This is a genomic window from Niabella beijingensis (genome assembly GCF_020034665.1).
GTDB lineage: Bacteria > Bacteroidota > Bacteroidia > Chitinophagales > Chitinophagaceae > Niabella > Niabella beijingensis.
In genome coordinates, this window is sequence record NZ_JAIQDI010000001.1 from 1,639,748 (window position 1) to 1,661,494 (window position 21,747).

The window sequence follows — 21,747 nt, forward strand, 5'->3', positions numbered from 1 at the left end:
GTTGTATTTCCTACAGATTTTCTCGGAAAATCACCCGGTGATCGCTACTACTGAACAATCCGGCAACCGGGATATCCTTCTGCTTGGGTGTAGCATAACGACATCCCTTCATCACCAGCCCGGATTTTGTTTTAAATTATCGTTCAATAAAATTTCACTTTCCGGAATGGAGTTCAGGTAGTCTCTGTCTAATTTAAATCCATACCCGGAGGGCAGGGATTCCTGGAACGGGTCGAGGAACCCCTGCTCATCTACCGGGAAGGGATTCTTTGTGATCTGCGAAGCCTTGAAGCCCTTTGGCCGGCTGCCTACGATCAACTCGTCGGCGGCGGCCCAGCGGGCGATATCATCCCACCTGAAACCTTCTGCTGCCAGCTCCACCCTGCGTTCGCGGCGGATCTCATTGATCAGGGGCGATAATTCAGGGAAATCCCATTTGGGATCAGTAGTAATAGCAGACATCAGCAGGTTGGGCATCCCCACCCGGTCACGCAAGAGTTTTATGGATTTGTCTATATCTTCCTGGGTAATGGTACCCAGTTCGGCTTTGGCCTCGGCATAGTTGAGCAGCACCTCTGCATAGCGGTAGATAATACCGGGCGACTCTTCATATTGCTGTACGTGGTATGCCGTATTGGGGTTGTATCCTTTTTGAATAATATAGCCACAGGGCGCATTATACGCAGCAGTAGAATTGAGCCGACCATAAGCCACACTCCAATTTTCTGTTGAACCATTTGAATTAATCTTCCAAATCTGATCCGGCATGGCGATGGTTTGAGTAAAGCGGGGATCCCTGTTCTCTCCTTCCTGAGCGAGTGTATTGTATCCGTTAAACAATGGATTATCGGTAATGGGCTTACCATCAGAGCACAGGTAGGCATCAGCCAGCTGTTTGGTAACGGTATTGTTATCTGGTGTTGCCATTCGATAGAAACGGGTATTGACAAAAGCTGCATCCCCACCGGTCAGGTTATTATCATATTTGCGCCAAAACATCATTTCACTGTTCGTGGCATAATCCAATAATGAAAAAAAGCTTTTGTAATCGGATCGAGGGTTGCCGGTACTGTACACTTTGTAAATATTACTGTTAATTACCTGTTCCGCCGCCGCCGCCGCTATTGTAAAATATTTTTCAGGATCGGCATTTTCCACGCCAAAAGGAGTGCCGGCATGGTACTTTTCCCAGGTCCCTTCGTACAGGGCTACACGGCTTTGAAAAAGCAAGGCAATCCATTTGTTGATGCGTCCGGCCCCGGAAGTTTTATCGGCCATCAGGTAGGTGACGGCGGAATCCAGCTGATCAATAATAAAATCCGCCACTTTATCGCGCGGGTCGCGCGGGTTGTACAGTTCAGCCGATTCAGTGGTTAATTCTTTTGTTACAATTTGTATAGCACCATAGCTCTGCAACAATTTATAATAGATCAGCGCACGAAAGAAATAGGCTTCCCCCAGATATTGCTGGTATGCGCTAAGCTCGTGACCGTCCTTCACCCTGTGGTAGTTGTCAAAGAAAAAATTAATGCGCCGCACATCGGCAAAGCTGATGGTACCCGATGTGGCGACTACCCTGGTTCCCTGCAATCGGGTATTGGGGCTGTTGTTGACCTCATTATCACTGTCAAAATCGCTTCCATGATTGGCATATTGAGGAAAATTGGCGGAACTATAGAACGAATTGATATAGGTACGCATCTGATCGGGGGTTTCAAAAAACACGTCCGACGTAGTAGCATCCAGCGGCCGGCGGTCCAGAAAACTTTTATTACATGCACTATTTAGCAAGGCAACCAATGCAAGGATAATGATATAATACTTTTTCATCTGTTTATTTTTTATTGTTTTAATGGTCAGATGGAATTCGCCAGTAATCATTCTTTTGGGTATAAAGAATTTGTACGGCTCATTTCATAATCATTAACTATTAAAAAGTAAGATTTAATCCGAAAGAGAGCGACCGGGTTTGCGGATATATTTCGCCGGTATTTTGATAGCCGCCAAAGTCCGGATCTGAAGCTACCATGGTTTCGGGGTCCAGGGATTTGGGAAGCCCGGTAAATAATATGATGTTATCCCCCGAAACATATACCCGCAGATTGCTCACCTTAAACCGTTTCAGCAGTTCCCGTGGCAATGTATAGCCAATCTGAGCATTTCGAAGCCTTAAATAACCGGCCTGCAATACATAGCGACTTTGGATTTGCCGGTTTTTAGTTGTCTCTGCTGTAAAATAGGGCTTTGCAAAATAGGCATTGGTATTGGGTCCAAGGAAACTGGTTTCATCGGCGGGACGCCAATAGTCCAGATTGTAGGAGTTTTTAAATATACCTGAAGAACCCCAGGCGGAGGTCAGGCCCCAAAATAAGGCGGAACTGGCATCCGGATAATAATCCTGTTTGCCAACACCCTGCCAGAACATTGAAAAATCAAGCTGTCCCCAATTTACACCACCGGTGATACCGATGTTGTATCGCGGCTGGTTGTTGCCGATCACCACCAGGTCGCCATGGTCATTCAGTGATCGCTGCCCATCATTAATAATGCCATCACCATTTACATCTTTATACTTCATATCGCCCGGGCCCCAGGCACTAAAATATTTAGATTGATCCGCCATGGCTTCTCCCTGAGTTTGTATCAATCCATCGCTCACAAATCCCCAGATTTCGCCCACATATTTGCCGGCATACCAGGTGTCTATCAGTCCTTTCCCATTCAGGTATTGGAGCACTTTCGACCGGCTGTCGCCCAGGCTTAGCCCCACATTGTATCCCAACCGCGGCGAAAGCTGATCCCTCCAGTTAAGCACCAGTTCATAACCTTTTGTGCCCATCGAAGCATTATTGACAAGCGGGGGCGTTGCGCCCAGCTGGTAGGGCAGGGCAATGGCCGGACCTACCATATCGGAAGTAACCCGGTTGTACCAGTCAAAAGTAAGGCTCAACCGGTTATTTAAAAATGCGGCATCAATGCCCGCGTTAAAGGAGGTAATGGTTTCCCAGGTAAGCGTGTTACTGATCAGCAGCGGTACATTGGCAAAAGGCGGCCGCTCGCCGTCGATGATCCAGTTTACCTGGTTGCCCGTAGGTATGGTAGCCAGGTAGCGGTAGTTGATTGCATTTTGCCCCCCCGCATTAATTATGTTCTGATTTCCAAGAGCACCATAGGAAACCCGGAGTTTGAGGTTATTAACAACCTGTTGAATTGGTGCCCAAAACTTTTCCTTGGAAATGGCATAGCCAACTGCACCGGACGGAAAAAAGCCCCATCGGCGCCCTGGTGCAAACCGCGAAGACCCGTTGTACCGCGCACTGAATTCAATGAGATACTTTTCGTCGAAATTATAATTGAACCGGCCAAAAACACCCTGTGTGGCCCAGTGGTACATTTGATCACTTACCACCCGCGGGCCTAATGAGGTACTGATCGATGGCACATCATCATTGATGAGGATCGATCCGGAACCACTAAGGCCGGTATAATACCGGTACTCCTGTTCATAGCCTACCATTGCCTTTATATAATGCCGGTCGAGCTTTGTTTCATAGGCGCTGGTACCATTAATCATCGTATAAATATTCTGGGAAAATACCGAACTGTATCCCGACACAGGTTTTCCTACATTGCCAAACTCACCCGTCCCCAGCTCAACCATTACCGGCCTGGGATTGGAAGTGCTTCTATTACTTTGATTGTTATAATTGTAGGAGAAATTGGTTTTCCATCCCTTAATAGGTTCCAGTTCACCACCCAGGGTAAGGAAGAAATCATTTGCAAATCCATTATCCCGCCCCGTGCTCTGCAGGTACCGCACCAAGGGGTTTTGTACCGTGCCATTGATATTATAAAACGGCATCATCGGGGCAAAAGTGAGCATCCCATTAAACACGTGCTCACGTCCTACCGTGGTATAACCAATGGGAAAATCGGTTTTTCCGACTGCATATTTTACACTGGAATTGAATTTGAGCCAGGAAGTTAATGTGGTATTGTAATTACCGAGAAAATTATAGCGCTTATAACTGTCGTTTCCCCATTGATAAAGCCCGTTTTGTTCTATATAACCGCCGCCGATATAGTATTGATTTTTTTCATTTCCTCCAGAGACATTTATATTGTGTTTCTGGCTGAAGGAATTATCCCGCATTAAGATGCGCGGCCAGTCGTTATTAGCATTCCCTTCACGCCGTCCGGCCCAAATATTTTCAATTGGCCTTTCCGGGTCATACTCGGTAAGATACGTGCCATCGAGGTAACCTCTGATGCGTTGCATTTGTTCATCGCTATACACCGCCGTTATCTTGGCGTTTGCAGCAGCCTGGTTATAAGCGGTAGCCCATGTCCAGGAGTCTACAAAGCTGGGCAACCGCGCCGGGCTGTTGAACGACAGGTTGTTTGTGTATTGAATATTAGCGCCGCCGTCTTTGCTTCCCTTTTTGGTGGTGATTAAAATAACCCCGAACGGTGCCCGTGAGCCATACACCGCCGATGCCGAGGCATCTTTTAGCACAGATACGCTTTCAATAGATTCCGGATCCACATTATTTACATTCATCTCTACACCATCCACCAGGATCAATGGTGAAGAATTTCCCTGGATGGATCCCATACCTCTTATGTTCCAGTTACTGGCGGCACCCGGTTCGCCACCGCGCATATTCATAGTGATATTGAGGTTGGGTGAGGCCCCTTTAATCAAATTCGCAACATTATTTGCCGCACGGTTTTTAAGCCGGTCGCCCGAAATCACATCCACAGCACCTGTAAGGTTACTTTTTTTCTGTGTTCCATAGCCCACAACGATGACTTCGTCCATTGCATTTTTTGACACTTTCATCGTAGCATCCACCGTTGCGGAGGCGCCCACCTCCAGCCGTAAGGTATCCATCCCTATATACGTAAATACAAGCCACTTCCCGGGGCTAGCCGAAATGGTATACCGGCCGTTCTGATCCGAAAGAGCGGCATCGGTGGCGCCCTCCACATTTACGGTAACGCCCTCTAAAAGGGTATTGCTTCCTTCCTGTGTGATCTGACCCGTAATCGTTTTTGTTTGTGCATTCAGTTCCAAACGGGATGCGCCCGCAAACAAAAACCAAAGAAGCAGACACAGGTACAAAAGATGTTCTTTTTTCATTTGTAACAAGTTTTTCGTTTAGTATTTATAAGCGCTCCGGTAATCGCCCTGAAAACTTCAGGGTGACCGGTTATTTCAGAAGGATTCACCGAACGATTCTCCAAAGCCATGTCTGAAAAACCGCTGCATGATCCATTATTAATCCGCTAACCTCGCCCCGGATACCCGCATAAAACAGATTAATCAATTGTTTCCTTTGGCGGCTGGTTCCGTCCGGCTCCCACATACCCTTTATTCTGATTGATGATTCCCTGGGAGTTGGCATCAATTACTGTTTGAGGCACCGGCCACAGTACATGATAGGGGCTCAGTGTGAATTCATCCCCCGCAACTGTTTTGACCCCCTTGTTAAAGAATTCTGTTTTTTCTATCATCCGGTCATACCAGAAATTCGTCTCTGAAAAATTCTGCAGGGTATATACTTTACCGTTATAGGCCGCTTTGCCGGTTTTTGCAAAAATGAATGCGATCCTTGTCAGCTCACATTTCCGGGGCTCCTCATAAAAAAGTTCCCTTGCCCGCTCATCCAGAATGGTTCCGATATTCAGCGCGCCGGCATCGGTATAGGAGGCTGCGCCGGCACGGGTCCTTACGGCATTTATATCGGCCAGGGCCAATGCATTCTCCCCTTTCCAGTAATGGGCCTCTGCGCGCAGCAGGTAGGTTTCTGCCAGCCGGAAAATATACCAGTCCGTATTGCCTCCGCGGGGTTGTACCCGTATGGGATCCGGAATAAACAATTTGTAATGGGGCCATCCGCCGCACCAGTTACGAATGGAATCTTTTGTTAATACACGTCCCTGATCATCTTTGAGCTGCAAATGCTTTCCATAATAGGGATCTTTACCCTTTAGCTGCGGGTTATTATAGACCAGGTCTTCCATCCGCATCCAGTTGCCCGGAGCATGCCGCAGATCATTGGGGTCATCCCATATCATGCGGGTACTGTAATTGGTACCCCTGCCCTTGTTTACACCACCACCCACCTGTTCTACCTGCGGGATCTCCAGGCCATTTACCTTGGAGCATCCGGGATTGCCGTTCGGGGTCATAATAGCATTGGTAGTATTTCCCCAGTTGGGCGTAAAAATATACATCGACGTCATGCCATTGGCTATATTGCCCGGCATCCCGTACCGGTCGATCACCGAAAATATTTCTTCCTTATTAGCTGGACTTGTTTTGTTCAAAGGCCGGTGCAGATCCCATATTACATTCTTTGCCGGGTCATTGGCATCCGTTCCAAACCGGGTAGTCATAAGACTATAATTACCACTAATAACTTTTGTAGCCGCTTCGACGGCAGCGTCAAACTCACCAAGCGCCAGACATACTTTTGCAAGCAGGTGATAACAGGCCGCGCGGGAAATTTTTCCCTTATCAATGGTTTCCGGAACCCATTGTGTGGCAAATACCAGGTCGGTTCTGAGTCGCTTCAGGATCGCTTCCCTGCTTGTGGAATAAAAGTCAAGCTGCGGTGCGGTTATCTGCTTTGAGATCCAGGGCACATCCCCAAAGCGGTTTACCAGCAGGTAATACCAGAAGGCGCGGTGAAAATAAGCTGTTCCCAGAACGGCATTTTTTTCATTATCGCTGGCATAAACGGGTTTGTCGATATTATAAATAACAAGGGAGGCGCTTTTTACAGCATCGTATGCTTTGTTCCAGCAATCGCCGATGCGGTTGTAGCTCGGGTCGTTCAGCACACCATCAGGGATCACCAGACGGTTCATGTCCCTGCTGGGAAAGGTTTTATCCGTTGTACCATCTATCATCGATTCAGTAAACAAATATTCAGTAAACATAGCAGGTGCAAAAGTGCCGTCCATATAATGGTCCCGGATGTTCCTGGTGCTGGAGGCCAGCACGGCATACATGGCTTTTGCATCCACCAGGGTTGCGTCAGGAGTGCTGACGGATAGCGGATTCGGACGTAGAAAATCTCTTTTACAGCCCGGTGCCATACAGATTGCTGTAAATAAAAGTGCTGCTCCTTTTATATATATTAATAACCGATTCATAATAAAATCATTTTAATTTTTCTATAATGAAAGATTCAAACCAAACGTTACATAGGAAGGCGCCGGCCCGATGTACTCGGGATCCCAGAATACATAGTTCTTTGTCCATACGGCCACATTCCTGGCTGATACGTTGAATCTTAACTGCGATATTTTGGCGCGTTCGAGCAGCTTTTTAGGCACGGTATATCCCAGGGAAATATTATCGAGCCGTATAAACGAGATATTCTGCCATACGTCGAATGTAACGCCCCCTACATTTGAATTGAGGCGGGCAAAATCATCGCGCGGGTGTTCCGGTGTCCAATAAGGGATCTTAAATGAATTGTACCGTTCCAGTGTAATGGAATAGCTGTGTTTTGCCTCATTGAACAATCGTTTATGTCCCCAGTAGGAATAGGCCGAAAATGAGAAATCAAAATTCTTAAACAACTGGAATTCGTTCCGTAAAGAGAACCGGAAACGGGGTTCGGTATTTCCCATGAATTGCTTATCATCATTGGTAAATGCATAATCCTTATTTACATCTTCCAGCTTCATATCGCCGGGTGAGAGCTTATATTTCGCGGCCTCTGCTTCTTCTCCTTCCTGCCAAACACCGATCACTTTAAAACCCCAGATCGCGTCAATGGCATGCCCTATAAACCATTTATTCAGCAGATCATCCGATTCCCGCTGTCCCACAATATTACCCTGCGCGTCCAGCACATTTGTTTTATTGCCGTACAATGCAACAATTTTATTCCGGTTCAATGAGAAATTGAAGGTCGTATTCCAGGAAAAATTATTCTTTATAATGTTTTTTGACTGCAGGCTGATCTCAAAACCCTTGTTATTCACCTGTCCCAGGTTGGAGGGCACCGATACATACCCCGTAACTGATGGGAGTGCGCGGTTTACCAGTAAATTATTGGTCATCATGGAATATCCTTCAATGCTCCCGCTGATCCGCTGGTCAAACAGGCTGAAATCCAATCCCACATTGAGCGATCGGGTGCGCTCCCATTGCAGGAATGCATTTCCCATGGTGTTCGGATACAAATAGGACTCCTGGTATGGGTTGCCACTGGCGTCTACATAAGTGATCAGCCCGTTGCTTAATGTGGGTAGCGCATCGTAGATGCCAACAGAACGGTTACCCGTTTCACCCCAGGATACCCGCAGCTTTCCATAATTGAGCCAGGATGTTTTCATAAAAGGCTCATCGGAAAATACATAGCCCAGGGCTACTGAAGGAAAAGTAGCCCGCGGATTGTTGATACCAAACGCTGAATAACCGTCCCGGCGAACCGTTCCCGTGATCATATAACGTGACTTAAAGGAATAAAACAAACGGGCCATATAAGCATCTCCCGTGCTGTACGTGTCGGCACTGGTCAGTTTTGTTATAGTAGCAGCCCCCATATCATGATAGCCCAACACATCGCTCGGTGCAAATCCCCGTCCATCCATCGATTGCTGCCAGGTTTGGTATTTCTCTGCATTTGCCAGTAATGTTACATCAAACTGATGGATATTATTAATGGTACGGCTCCACTTTAACAGGTTATCTACCTGCCAGTTAAATGCGCTGGAAGTATTACGGACCGCGATCCCGCCCTGCACCTTGTACTCCGGGTGCTGCGACATATTGTGCAAGTAAAGCTCGTTATTGGTGAACCGTGGTGAATAGTATACTTCATAGGAGATCCCTAACGGAAGCGATAGTTTGGCGAACAGCGTATTGTCGAGCGATTTATAGGTATAGGACCGCTCGGTGTAATACCGGTCAATCAATGGGTGCCGGTTGGCTACTGCATCGTCGATGGGATAAATCTTGTAGGTTCCATCCGGGTTGGTAGGCTGTCCCCAGGGCGAGATACCATCATATTGCCCCCATGCAACAGGTGCACCGCTTTCATCCCTTACAGAAAACATAGAATTGATCCCTACCATTAAAAAATCAGTAACATTTGCATTGAGTCGCAGCCGGCTCCGGTATATCGAATAGTCATCCCCAACTACAGCGCCTTCATTCTTATCATGACCTACGGACCAGTAATAATTGACCCGGTTTGATTTACCAGAGAGGTTGGCATTATAGCTCTGTTGCGAGCCCGTTCTGAAAACCATATCCTTCCAATCCGTACTTTGTCCTTTGACATAGTTTTCCCGTTCCACCTGTGACATGCCCAGGCGGCGGAGCCAGATATCGGTAGGGTCTCCCTGTGCATTGTCAAAAGCCAGCCAGTCTGCCAATGTAACACCGGCAGGAAGTTTATTGGGGTCTTCGAACGCATAGGCCGGTGCCGTTCTGTTACCGCTTTTTAATACATCTGATCGCCAGTTAATAAATTCATAAGGACCGTACACGTCTTCCGAACGGAAAAGATTCACAATACCTCTTGTAATATTGACACCGATCCTTGGTTTCTCGGTACGGCCGGTCCGGGTATTTATAATGATAACACCATTTGCAGATTTGGCACCAAAAACGGCGGCGGAGCTGGCATCTTTTAACACATCCATTGATTCGATATCAGTCGGGTTAATGTCGGCAAGATCTCCATTATAAATGACCCCATCCAATACGATGAGCGGGTCTGTGCTGGCTTTTAGTGTGCGGCGTCCCCGTATTTCAATACTACCGCCGCCTTTGGCGGTTGTTGTTAATCCGATATTGAGTCCGGGCACATTACCCCGCATCAGCTCCTGGATATTCTTCGGATTTTCAATCTCCAGCTTTGCGGTCTTTATGGTGCTTACAGACCCTGTCAGGTCCCTCTTCCGCATGGTTCCATACCCTACCACCACTACTTCATCCATTGAACCTTTTGATAATTTCATAACAACATCCATTGTTGCCGACGCGCCTGCTTCCATCCGTACCGTATCCATCCCTACATAGGTAAATACCAATACCTCCGAAGGCCTGACCGCAATAGCATACCGCCCGTTCTTATCAGAAACGGCGTTATCAGTGGCCCCTTCCACAGTTACAGTAACACCTTCCAGGGGGGCATTACTCCCTTCCTGGGTGATTTTTCCCTTAATCGATTTTGTTTGTGCATGCAGTTGGAAATGGGTCGCGCCTGCAAACAAAAACCCAAAAAGCAGGCACAGGTACAAAAGGTTTCTTTTTTTCATTTGTAACAAGTTTTTTCGTTTAATATTCGTTAGTTTTTTGGTCCTCCGCCGGCAACAGCGCCAACTGTCTATGGGTCCGCATCATTATTTGTGCATTACTACCGGATAATTGCAACAACCCGGTGTCGTCCCTGATCCTACCTGATCATCTTAAGGTTGGTATCAAAATCCGTGTAGTGATAGTAGTTCCCTGCCATCCAGAAAAGAACCGGCGTACGGCCCCGGCCCCTGCTTACCGCGTAGGGACGTATGTTATCCACCACAGAACGGCTGGTAACAGAAATCCGTTGTGCTGCAGCTTCCGCTTTTAATGCTTCTATTTCAAACTTTCCGTTTATTTGCCGGGACAGATATATGTTTCCGGGGTTATCGTGATCGAGTACGATACCTCCCGAATAATGGGCTTCCAGTAATTTTTTTCCCGGTTTGATTATGGTCATATAAGGCCCCGCATCCGCGATCTTTTTTGTATTCCATTGATGTCCGTCCCATCGGGCATAGTAATACTGGTGCCTTGTTTCGGAAGGGTACCTTGCATAGGTAACCACCGGTCTGTTTGCAGCATCCAGCGCGATATCCCATATCCAGCTCCGTGCCTTTCCCGCTGCCGGATCATATACTTTATCAACATCCCTGATCAGCACAGGCAGGTCTTTCAGCGTTCCGATTTTTTTTCCGTTTGTCTGAAAAAAAGCCCCCTTTTCATAATACATGTGATGTACCGAGATATCGGCGCCTTGTTTGGGATGCCCGTTCGTAAATAAGAAATCGATCCTCGATTTGTTATCGGTTGCATATTTTACGTACTGGGGTGTATTACGACCACTGTTGTCCAGAAGGTTCGCTTTCTTGCTCCAGGTAGCGCCGTAGTCATCACTGTAAATACAATAAATACCCGTTTCGCCCCAGGGCTGATTTATGCCGTTCTTCCGGCGAACGATATTCCTTCCAAAAAGATAGATCCGGTTGTGCTCATCCCGCAGCATAACGGGATTCATGTAGCAATAAAAATTAGCCGAATCTTTCTTCAGGATCACCCGTTCCTCTTCCCACGATGTGATATCCTCCGGGTTCACCGTTTTACGCATAAAGATGTCGCCGTTGTGATGACAGTAAAATGTGAGCAGCCTGTGATCGGGCAGGAATAAAAAGGAAGGAACATCGTGATCATCTTTCTGCAGCTTTTCATGTAGTGTATATTCCTGCATTTTATTGGTGCGCAGCTCCAGTGACCGCACCATTACATCTCCTTCACTATTGATATATCCAAAATACACCGCCTCCTTTTTTTCCTTGTGATATACCGCACGGGGGTCCGAAAACCAACACCAGGCGGCATCTTCCGCTGCTACCGTACTGGTCCGGGTATCCATCTCCTGTGCCCATGCAGATCCGGTTACAGAAAGCAGCGCCAGCAAAAAGACAAATAGACGACACTTCATATATATAATTATTTGTTGTCTGTTATCCATCGGCTCATCATTCATCCGCACCATTATTCTTTTGGTTGCAACAATTCGTCATCCAGCAACCGGGCACTTTCTTCATCCAAAAACACAAATGCATTGCGGTGTGTTCTTAAGATCGTAGAAGGATATAGTGGTGATAATGCTTTATAAAAAGTATTGTATACCGCCTGTGCCTTTGCGGCAGATGGAACAATGCAGTACAAACTGGTTCCTTTCATCAATGCCGGAATGGTGAGCGTTAATGCCGTTGCCGGTACTGCTGCCAGTAACTCAAAACAGCCGTCATTCACCTGCTGCTGCCGGCAAATGCTGTCCAGCGTCACCACTTTGACCGTTTTGCTATCTTCAAAATCTGCAACAGGCGGGTCATTAAAAGCAAGATGCCCGTTCTCTCCAATACCTAAACATACGATATCGGGTAGGTTTTCCTTTACCAGTTGCGCATACCGGTCACATTCCGCATCCAGATCCGGCGCATTCCCATCTAAATAATACACGGACCGAAATGGCTTCCTGGAAAACAACCTGTCTTTTAGAAAATTGCCGAACCCCTGCGGCGCATCGGCCGGCAGTCCCACATACTCATCCATATGAAAAGCGTTGATCCGTGTCCAGTCAATTTCCTGCAACAACAGGGCCTCCAGAAACTCGTTCTGAGAGGGCGCTGCCGCAAAAATGACACTCACCACTTCCTGTTGCTGAAGCAGCTGCCCGATCTGCCCGGCTACGGCAACCGCAGCCGCCTCACCCATTGCCTGGCGCGCAGGATATTTTTTTATACGCACTGTACTTTTTACTTCACCCATTTCCATTTATTTCTTATTAATTGGTTCTATTTTAAATCGTTTCCCACCCTTTAACTCATCCGTTCCTGCTCAATTTTATTTCACCCCGCCGCCAGTTCCTGATCCTGTATCCCCGCACCGCATAAAAAATTAAATAGGCATAACAGGGAACCAGTATTCCGTATGCGGCACGAACATTGAAAACATCCGCAAAATAGCCATACACCAACGGCATGATGGCATTGCCGCAAAGTCCCATGATCATCAGCGATGCACCCAGTTTTGTAAAGCGTCCCAGTCCGTCCAGGGCCAGCGGCCAGATACCGGCCCATACCAGGGAATTGGCCAGTCCTAATAATACCAGGAACCATATGGAGACATCGGCCTGATGTCCCAATAGGGTAACCTGCCCCTTTGTAAAAAGGAGCAGTAAGGAAAAGAGCAACCCGAGAAAGGTGCATATCTTTAAAGCGGTACCCTGGCTAAAAAACCGGGGTATACAAATAATCCCGATCATATACCCGGTAATCGTGGCTGCCAATGTATAAGAGGGAAAGGACTTGGCTTCCAGCAGCTGGATGCCCATGCTCCCTGCATAATTGATAATGGTATCAATAGCAACAATCTGCGTTCCCACGTGTAAAAAAATAGCAACAGCCCCCAGCACCAGATGCGGAAACTGGAAAATGGAGGTCTTCCCCGAATTGGCCAGGGCCACGGTTCCGTTCTCCTCCTCCGTATTGATCTCGGGCAACGGAGAGTACCGTACCATGATCCCTAAAACAAAGAGCACACAGCCTACTACCGTATAGGGTATGATCACTCTTCGGATCAGTTCATCCAACGCCGCCGCCTTCTGATCAGGAGCCATTGCGGGGATCTGCTGAAATAGTGCGGCGTCGGAAGACCGGAGAATAACTGCCGCAAAAATGAGCGGAGCCAGAATGCCGGCACCTTTATTACAGATACCCATAATACTGATCCGCTGAGCAGCTCGCTCCTTTGAACCCAGTATCGTGATATAGGGATTGGCTGCGGTTTGCATAATCGCAAGACCGGTTCCCAGTAAAAAAAGGCCTGTCAGGAAAAGGCCATAGGTACGGCTCAATGCTGCCGGCACAAACATAAATGCCCCTGCCGCCATCACCCATAATGCAATCATCATTCCTTTTTTAAAACCCGTGCGCTTCAGAAGGTAGGATGAGGGAACAGAGATCAGTAAATAGGAAATATAAAATGCCAGGGCCACCAGGTAGGATTGAAAATGGGTAAGCTCGCAGGCTATTTTAAAATAGGGGATCAGGATCGCATTGATCCAGGAGACAAATCCAAAGATAAAAAACAGCACCCCTATGATCACCAGGGATACGACCGTATCTCTTTTACTTAACAGGCTTCCTTCCATTAGCGGTATTCTTTATCTGTAAAAAATTAATGACAAACCACTCCCATTACTGCTCCTGTCCGGAACAGTATGCCTGGGACTGTCTGTTACCCAGGCCGCTCTATTTATAAAAATGGTTTATTTGCTTAAATCATATATGCGGCTCCCAGCCTTTTTCATAACTGCGTCCCCACAACTTCATGGCCGCCGCATCGGAGCGTATGTGTCCGTTAGCGGGATCGGTCACAAGCATTCCGGAGGTTCGCTGTGCGATGTTACCCAACTGCACCAGCAAGGTACTTTTATATCCCTCCTGAATATCCGAATGCAGGGTGGCATTGCCTTTTATGGCATCAAACAGATTCTGAAAATGAAACCCGTCCAGCTTTTCTGTTGGGTTCGACAAATCGCCGGCTTTAAATTCAGTAGTATCCTTTACTTCCTTTTGCAGCTTATTGTCGAGCCCGTAAATGCTGTAGCTGTTGCCGCCATTGATCTGCAGCGAGCCCTTTTCACCATAAAATATTACACCTACGGAAGCGCCTTCGTTGTATTTGCCATTCGCACTGCGGCCCTCCCAGGTGATCATACTTTTATCAGCAAATTCTAAAGAAATCATTTGTGTGTCGGGTGTTTCCCAATCATCCGAAAAAGCAAAAGTTCCTCCGCTGGATTGTACCTTTGTAGGGTAATCCACCTGCAGGCCCCAGCGGGCCAGATCCACCATATGCGTGCCATTATTCAGGGCTTCGCCGGTGCCCCAATGCCAGAACCAATGCCAGTTATAATGGATCAGATTATCCTTATAGGGTTTCCTGGGTGCAGGGCCCTGCCATAAATCATAATTCAGCCAGGTTGGAACTGCCGTAACTTTTCCGGTTCCAATTGGTTTACGACTATTCGTATACCAGGTTTTTGCAAAATAAGGTTTGCCGATAACGCCTTCGTGTATTTCTTTAATTGCTTGTGCCACATTGGGCCAGGAACGGCGCTGGTTACCCATCTGCAACACTTTGCCATATTTTTTCTGAGCCGCCACCAGCAACTCTCCTTCTCTTGGATTATGGCTGCAGGGTTTTTCCAGGTATACATGTTTACCGGCCTGCATCGCCAGCAGTGCTGCGGGTGCATGCCAGTGATCCGGAGCTGCTACCACCAGTACATCCAGGTCTTTTTTCTCCAGCGCTTTCCTGAAATCCGGCTGTGCCACCGGTTTAAAATGCTGGATCGTTTCCAAACGGGTTATGCATTTATCTGCAGCCCGCTGGTCCACATCACTTATATAGCGCACCAGGCAATTGGGCTGTTTGGCAAAGTTGCTGGCCAAAGCCAGTCCACGGCTGTTTACGCCCATTACGCCCACATTAAACTTTTCGTTGGCGCCCAAAATACTTTTATAACTACGGGCAGTAAATCCTGGCAAAACACCTCCAACGGTAAGCGCTGCTGAACTTAAAATGGCTTTCTTTACAAAATCCCGTCTTGAATTGACTGGTTGTTTCTCCATAAACTAATTTTTATCGTTTTAATAATGCAGACACATCCACTGCATTGCCGTCCTTTTTTTTGCTGATATCCGCCGCTTCCATAAACGCCAGTATTTCCAGTGTTTCTGCTTCCGTAACAGGGGGAACGCCTGTTTCAAAAAAACGTGTGATCTCCACTAATAACGGATCGTATCCGGTAAATGCTCCCAGTACCAGTGGTCCTTTTTCTCCAAATACAATGCCCCCGTAACCATCTTTACCGCTGCGTGTACCTCTAAATGTACCAATCCTCCCATCTTCCCAGGTGCCAATTACAACATCGGTATTGGTGGTATGCACCCTGCGTACTGTTTTACACCCGGTGCCCATTGCGGCAAACAGGGTTTCCACCCCGTGTATGCCGTACCAGAACAAATCGGGGTGTGTAGGTTCCAATTTAGCAGGGCTATATGTTTCCGCTCCGGTCACTTTCCCGATTTTCCCATCTTTTACATCGCTCATTCCTGTTATAAACCGCAGCGATGAACTCGAAAATACAGGTGTATTGTTTTGACGGGCAGCATTAAAAATAGCTTTGGCATCTTTCAAAGAAGCAGCCATGGGTTTATCAATAAACAGCGGCTTGCGTGCTTTCAATACCTGCAACGCCTGCTCCAGGTGCAGGCGGCCGTCGTTTGTTTCCAAAAACACCACATCCACCTGTCTTAGCAACTCCGGAATGGAGCCGGCGATTTTTACCCCCAGCTTTTTCACGTCTTCCGTATATCCCGGCATACGCTCCACGCTGGTCCGGATGTCCCGGCTTCCATAAGGATAGGCGGTCACTACCTGGTATCCCTGCCACTTCGCATCCGGATTCGCGGCATTCAACGCCTTTGTAAATGCAACTGCGTGGGAGGTATCCAGGCCAATAATGCCCACTCGTTTTCCTGCTGCTTTTTTACCGGTTGCCGTGGTCATTGCTGCCAGGCTATTGCCCATGATGCCGGCAATGGATACGGCTCCAACTGTTTTTACAAATTTTCTTCTATGCATAAAATACGATCATTATTTGTATCGGTCTTCCCATTTTTGTAAAATGCCTGATTCCGCCGCCGCATTACCCATATGCACTGCAATCGCCGTTTCTTTTCCTGTATGTACATTGGAAACCGGCAGCTGGCCGTCCCGTACACTTTTTACAAAACCACGTAATGCAAAAGTGGTGGGCTCTGTTTTTTCGGTATCATTGAAAATCACAATCCCCTCGCCCTTATTCAATACTTCCTTGGTAGCACCGGTAACCCCATCTACGATCATCTGCTCTTTTTTCAATTTTTCAGGAAACAGCAATGCACGGTCCCGTGTCATTTCAATAGTTCCGGTGCTTCCCAGGATTCTCGTAAGATATCCATTGTATTCATTACTTAAAACAGATACAATACTTGATTTTACGCCCCCTTCATAGTCATATATCACTCTCACATTATCGAAAGTAGTACGTCCGTCTCTCCAGAAATTAACATCGCCCATACCTATCGCTTTTAGAGGATGCCCGTCCTGCAGCCAGTTCACTATATCGATCTGGTGGGCGGAAAGCTCTGCCAGCGGACCTCCTGAAAACTCTTTATACATCCGCCAGTTCACCTGTTTTTCCATAGATGGATCGGTTACAGGCCGGCGCCAGTCTGAGTTCCGGTTATACTGGCATTCATAATGTGTTACTTTCCCGATCAATCCGTCTGCAATAAGCTTTTTTATTTTAGGGTACATTCCATAGTACCGGTATTGATGCCCTACCTGTATTATAATTTGGGGCCGACTTTCAGACAACGCTTCCAGCTTAAGTGCCTGATCGATATCATAAGTCATCGTTTTTTCTACATAAATGTGCTTACCTGCTTCAATTGCATCCCTGGCTATCTGGTAATGCAGGTATAAAGGCGTTGCAATAATTACCGCATCCACCGATCTATCCTGTATCAGTTTTTGATATTCCGGATATAATTTGGCATCGGGAACTACTGTCTTACACCGCTGTAAGTGGCTGTTGTCAATATCACAACAGGCAGTTACTTTAGCACCATCAACCCTGGTAAGTAAATTCAGCAACCCCGATCCACGCTGACCAACGCCGATGAGCCCAATATTTACAGTACTCTTAAAAATACCGGCCTTGCCAATCGATGGTCCTGCCAGAAAACCAGCGGTACCCAGGGAGCTGGCATATAAAAAATCTCTTCTTGTAAAATTTTTTCTCATTTGATCTCTTGCGTAAATATATTATGGGTTGTTCCTGGAAGGCTTTCCGGCGCCCTCTTCACAACCGGACATTCGGCATACTCAGCCGGCATGTGCGTCTCATTCAATAATTCTATCCGTTATTTATGGCATCTAAATTCTAAAAGCAATCAAAGACGAGATCTCAAAAACTTCGCTTATCGTGGTATAAAATTAGACTCCCTTCTAAAGATTTAATTATCGAATCACGCAATCCCTACTTCAAAAAACGCAAAATTTACTTTTTCTCTGCAAATTTCTTCAGGTACTCCGTGGGCGTGCAGTTCATAAATTTTTTAAAGATACGAGACAGGTTGCGGGAATCACTAAAACCGGATCGTATAGCAAGATCCAATAAAGACAGTTCCGGATGGGTAAGCAAGAGGTTTGCAAGATGTTCTATGCGGCATTTTAAAATAAACTGATAAACAGAGACGCCCATTTCATTTTTAAACTTGGTTTCCAGGTTTCTTCTGGATAAAGGCACCATACGGGTTAGCGCTTCAATGGAAAGTGCAGTGGTATAAGCAGACTCTATATATTGTACCAGTTCTCTTATATATTCATTAGCAACATTGTATCTTTCTGTAGACTGCCTCAGCTCTATACGCACGGGGTTTACAATAACATTATGGGGCATCGTCCGTTTGTCTAAAACCAGCTGATGCAGCAGTCTTCCTACCTCATATCCGCCCTTTTCCACATCCAGTACAATGGAAGAGAGCGGTGGATCAGAAAGATTACAGATCAAGTCATCATTATCGACACCAAGCAGGGCTATATCACCAGGGATCGAAATATTATTAAGCTTGCAAATGTCCGATACCTGCAGTGCAAAATAATCATCACATGCAAACAAGGCAACCGGCCTGGGAAGGCTCATGAGCCATTGGTTCAACCGTTCATACCCGCCGCCCCATTGCTCTTCGTTAAGATTCTCTGTTTCGAAATGGAAATACCTGCCACCCTGTTTTTCAATTTCACTTCTGAATCCTTCGGCTCTTTCTATTGACCAAACCACATTTTTATTTCCGTAAAAAGCAAAATCCCGGTAGCGCCGTTGTATAAAAAACCGGGCAGCCATCACTCCTGTACCCCGATAATCGCCCGTCAAATTCGAAAAATAGTCGCTTCGCTCTTTATAGTTCTGAACAATTACCGGAATACCGAGGCCTTTAAGATAATTGACGTCATCACTGTCTGCCTGTGCAATTACCGCATCTGCTTTCCATTCCCTGACCGATTTCAGAACCCCTTTTTCTCCATATAAAGTTTTATAATAAGGAGGCAGGCGATAGAACAACCATGGTCCGTAATCTTTTGAGTACTTTATCAGGCCCCTGAGCACCCTCCTACTGAATTTACTCGAATGATCGATCAATAGTAAAATCCGTATCAAAATAGTTTAGTTTAAAATAATTTCCCGAATACCATTCATAAAATTATATTTTTTAGCGTATAATCTTCACAGAAACAAAGAAAAGTATAATGGCTGACTGATGCAGACCCCCGACTTATGAATGGGCAGGGCAAATCAGTTTCATTAGTATTAATAACCTTATTTATTTTATAAACACCGCTTTCCGATAATCAATTCAGAACGCCAAAAATGCCATGAAAATGCAGCGCTAAAGCCGGCTGAAAATGATTCACCAGAAAATAACTTCTTTAACCTGCGGCAGTACGTTTTACCTGCAATACCTGATATCACAGGTCTGAACTTCTGCTATGAACCATTCTCCCTTTGATGGTTCATGCCCAAAAAAGCAACCGGATCCTATCTTAATCATTGAAATTATTCGTTGCGTATCCAGTCATCAATAGGGTTTGAAACCTCAAACAACCGACACAATCCTTTCATTTTTTATTCGTTTCATATTCTTTGATTTTTTATTGATATTTAAAACGTAAATTTGGTAAACCGCATTAATAACCAGTCCTCTTATTTCTGTAATGCACAAAAGTTGCTGCAATTTTTTCTGGTATTTTATCGGGCTGACCGGCTCCGGTTCAGTGATTGTTTCGTTTAGAAAAAAAAATCGCCTTTTACTTCTTTGTCCCCGGTTTGGGAAAAAGATAATCCAGAACTCATTAGAAAGCCTTTTTCTTTCTGGTATTTCGGATAAATCTTCGGTTGATGTACAATATGGTTGCCGGCATTCCGGTGCGTTAACATTGGCCGTAAACGCTCCCCTGTATCAGTAACCAACTCCGGACAAGCACAGGTTCTGGTTCAGTATTGATAATGATGATCAAAAACAATCTTTTATAATCAGGATTGCACTATTAAAAATCAATAAAACTCCTCAACTATGAAAATTATGAGAAAAATCCTTTTATGGTCTTTGATCATCCTGGTCATTTTGATCGGTTTTATTCTGGTTAAAACAATCACCTACCCCTTTAAAAAAGCACCGGCAAGTAAAACTGAAGCCATCAATATTCCAAAAGACGATTCTGCCGTTTACCGGTTCTCCGGCGGTTTAAAGGTTCCAACGATCTCTACCGGCGAATTAGGTGATTTTGATTATACCCCCTTTGATGCATTTAAAATATACCTGAGAAATAATTATCCTTTGGTTTATCAAAACACGGAAAACTATGAAGTGAATGGCTATGGGTTGGTTTTCCGATGGAAAGGCCACAACGCTGCTCTAAAGCCCATCTTATTTTTATCGCATATGGATGTGGTTCCTCCGGGAGCTGCTTCCGTTAAAAATAAAGACTCCGCTATCTTTAAACCCCTGGATAAAGCAGCCTCCGCTGTAACAATGATAGCCAAGGAGTGGGATTACCCTCCTTTTTCCGGAGCCGTTGCTAATGGAAGGATTTATGGAAGAGGCGCTTTGGATATGAAGGGCATGCTTTTTTCCTTAATGGAATCCATGACCCGCCTGATGAAAGAAGGCTATATTCCTCAACGTGATATCTATCTGGCGTTTGGGTTTGATGAGGAGGTAGGAGGAAGAAAAGGAGCACAGGAAATTGCAGCGAATTTTAAACAAAAAGGGCTGGAATTTGATGCAGTCTACGATGAAGGCGGAGTCATATTAGAAAAGGGAAGTATCGGCGGAATCGATGCGGATCTTGCATTGATTGGTTGTGCAGAGAAAGGTTTTTTGTCTGCGCGGATAAAAGTAAAGGGCCTCGGCGGGCATTCCTCTGTGCCGCCTCTGGAAAGTGCCATTGGCAAAGCTGCAATCATTATGCGGCGATTGGAAGATCATCAGATGAAACCGGTCATTACCCCGCTTATACAGGAGTTTTTTGATAATGTGGGAGGGGCCATGTCCTTTTCAACCCGTCTGGCTGTTGCCAATAAATGGCTTTTGAAAAAAGTACTGCTATCCCAGCTGACCAAGAACAACTCTACAAATGCGTTGGTGCGTACCACCACCGCTTTGACAATGATGAAGGGTAGTGACGGGACCAATGTGCTGTCACCGGAAGTGTCGTTTGTGGTCAATTTCAGGCTGCTTCCCGGCAATTCGGTTGAAGAGGTAAAAGCGCACATTGCAAATGCCACAAAAGGTTTCGACGTGGAGGTGGAAGAGATAGACAATACAAGAGCAGCTTCCGCTGTATCATCGACGAATACCAGGGCCTATCAGGTGGTAGAAGCCGGAATCAAGACGGTCTTCCCCGGGGTTTTGACGACCCCCTATCTTACGGTAGGCGGAACGGATGCATATAAATACCAGATTGTCAGCAAAAACATCTACCGCTTCATCCCCTTTAAAATCAATAGTGCGGAGCAGCAGAGTATTCATAGTACCAATGAATATATCAGCATCGAAAATTACGAGAAGATGCTGTTTTATTTTAAATATATAATGCAGCACTATGACAAGTAAACTCAGAATTTCTGCCAGGTTCAGGCCCTGTTTCCTAAAGCGTGAAAGTTAAAATTGAATTTTGCTGATTCGTTTTTTGATTTGTCGCGGGTTATTTCCAAATCAACATCATATCTTTTTAAGCCATCTTCAGTATAGTTAAATGTTGAAATATACACTAGTTGGTTTTTTTAATCCTATCGCACAAAGATCAGCTTCCCAGAAATCAACAATCTTTAG

Annotated in this window: 12 protein-coding genes; 1 reads left to right on the top strand and 11 read right to left on the bottom strand. The window is 46.0% G+C overall.

Features of this window, described 5'->3' with window-relative positions; genetic code table 11:
- Positions 1-111: 111 nt before the first annotated feature.
- From K7B07_RS06900 to K7B07_RS06950, 11 genes are all read right to left on the bottom strand, one after another.
- A complete protein-coding gene (locus K7B07_RS06900; RefSeq protein WP_223708491.1) occupies positions 112-1,830 on the bottom strand; it encodes a RagB/SusD family nutrient uptake outer membrane protein in 1,719 nt (572 codons plus the stop codon).
- A 100-nt stretch (positions 1,831-1,930) separates the two neighbouring features.
- Positions 1,931-5,143, bottom strand: coding sequence for a SusC/RagA family TonB-linked outer membrane protein (locus tag K7B07_RS06905; RefSeq protein WP_223708492.1), 3,213 nt, complete (start codon positions 5,141-5,143; stop codon positions 1,931-1,933).
- Between the two features lie 179 nt (positions 5,144-5,322).
- Positions 5,323-7,164 (bottom strand): RagB/SusD family nutrient uptake outer membrane protein, encoded by a 1,842-nt coding sequence (locus tag K7B07_RS06910; protein WP_223708493.1) that lies wholly within the window; start codon positions 7,162-7,164, stop codon positions 5,323-5,325.
- A 21-nt stretch (positions 7,165-7,185) separates the two neighbouring features.
- On the bottom strand, positions 7,186-10,290 hold the full coding sequence (locus K7B07_RS06915) for a SusC/RagA family TonB-linked outer membrane protein (RefSeq protein ID WP_223708494.1): 3,105 nt from the start codon (positions 10,288-10,290) through the stop codon (positions 7,186-7,188).
- Positions 10,291-10,427: 137 nt separating this feature from the next.
- On the bottom strand, positions 10,428-11,732 hold the full coding sequence (locus K7B07_RS06920; RefSeq protein WP_223708495.1) for a BNR-4 repeat-containing protein: 1,305 nt from the start codon (positions 11,730-11,732) through the stop codon (positions 10,428-10,430).
- Positions 11,733-11,785: 53 nt separating this feature from the next.
- Positions 11,786-12,565, bottom strand: a complete 780-nt coding sequence (locus tag K7B07_RS06925; protein WP_223708496.1) for a glucosamine-6-phosphate deaminase — start codon at positions 12,563-12,565, stop codon at positions 11,786-11,788.
- Positions 12,566-12,620: 55 nt separating this feature from the next.
- Positions 12,621-13,949: a sugar MFS transporter gene (locus K7B07_RS06930; RefSeq protein ID WP_223708497.1), complete on the bottom strand. Its 1,329-nt coding sequence runs from the start codon at positions 13,947-13,949 to the stop codon at positions 12,621-12,623.
- A gap of 130 nt (positions 13,950-14,079) precedes the next feature.
- Positions 14,080-15,435, bottom strand: coding sequence for a Gfo/Idh/MocA family protein (locus K7B07_RS06935; protein ID WP_223708498.1), 1,356 nt, complete (start codon positions 15,433-15,435; stop codon positions 14,080-14,082).
- A gap of 10 nt (positions 15,436-15,445) precedes the next feature.
- Positions 15,446-16,450, bottom strand: coding sequence for a Gfo/Idh/MocA family protein (locus K7B07_RS06940; protein ID WP_223708499.1), 1,005 nt, complete (start codon positions 16,448-16,450; stop codon positions 15,446-15,448).
- A gap of 12 nt (positions 16,451-16,462) precedes the next feature.
- A complete protein-coding gene (locus K7B07_RS06945) occupies positions 16,463-17,656 on the bottom strand; it encodes a Gfo/Idh/MocA family protein (protein ID WP_223708500.1) in 1,194 nt (397 codons plus the stop codon).
- Between the two features lie 256 nt (positions 17,657-17,912).
- A complete protein-coding gene (locus K7B07_RS06950) occupies positions 17,913-19,073 on the bottom strand; it encodes an AraC family transcriptional regulator (RefSeq protein WP_223708502.1) in 1,161 nt (386 codons plus the stop codon).
- 922 nt (positions 19,074-19,995) lie between these two features.
- On the opposite strand from K7B07_RS06950, the gene K7B07_RS06955 reads away from it, so the two are divergent.
- Positions 19,996-21,528, top strand: a complete 1,533-nt coding sequence (locus K7B07_RS06955; RefSeq protein ID WP_223708503.1) for a M20/M25/M40 family metallo-hydrolase — start codon at positions 19,996-19,998, stop codon at positions 21,526-21,528.
- The last annotated feature ends 219 nt before the right edge of the window (positions 21,529-21,747 follow it).

What these genes read in the sequence shown, in the direction of transcription:
- K7B07_RS06900 (WP_223708491.1), bottom strand. Translation starts at nt 1,830, where the DNA reads ATGAAAAAGTATTATATCATTATCCTTGCATTGGTTGCCTTGCTAAAT.
- K7B07_RS06905 (WP_223708492.1), bottom strand. Translation starts at nt 5,143, where the DNA reads ATGAAAAAAGAACATCTTTTGTACCTGTGTCTGCTTCTTTGGTTTTTG.
- K7B07_RS06910 (WP_223708493.1), bottom strand. Translation starts at nt 7,164, where the DNA reads ATGAATCGGTTATTAATATATATAAAAGGAGCAGCACTTTTATTTACA.
- K7B07_RS06915 (WP_223708494.1), bottom strand. Translation starts at nt 10,290, where the DNA reads ATGAAAAAAAGAAACCTTTTGTACCTGTGCCTGCTTTTTGGGTTTTTG.
- K7B07_RS06920 (WP_223708495.1), bottom strand. Translation starts at nt 11,732, where the DNA reads ATGAAGTGTCGTCTATTTGTCTTTTTGCTGGCGCTGCTTTCTGTAACC.
- K7B07_RS06925 (WP_223708496.1), bottom strand. Translation starts at nt 12,565, where the DNA reads ATGGGTGAAGTAAAAAGTACAGTGCGTATAAAAAAATATCCTGCGCGC.
- K7B07_RS06930 (WP_223708497.1), bottom strand. Translation starts at nt 13,949, where the DNA reads ATGGAAGGAAGCCTGTTAAGTAAAAGAGATACGGTCGTATCCCTGGTG.
- K7B07_RS06935 (WP_223708498.1), bottom strand. Translation starts at nt 15,435, where the DNA reads ATGGAGAAACAACCAGTCAATTCAAGACGGGATTTTGTAAAGAAAGCC.
- K7B07_RS06940 (WP_223708499.1), bottom strand. Translation starts at nt 16,450, where the DNA reads ATGCATAGAAGAAAATTTGTAAAAACAGTTGGAGCCGTATCCATTGCC.
- K7B07_RS06945 (WP_223708500.1), bottom strand. Translation starts at nt 17,656, where the DNA reads ATGAGAAAAAATTTTACAAGAAGAGATTTTTTATATGCCAGCTCCCTG.
- K7B07_RS06955 (WP_223708503.1), top strand. Translation starts at nt 19,996, where the DNA reads ATGAGAAAAATCCTTTTATGGTCTTTGATCATCCTGGTCATTTTGATC.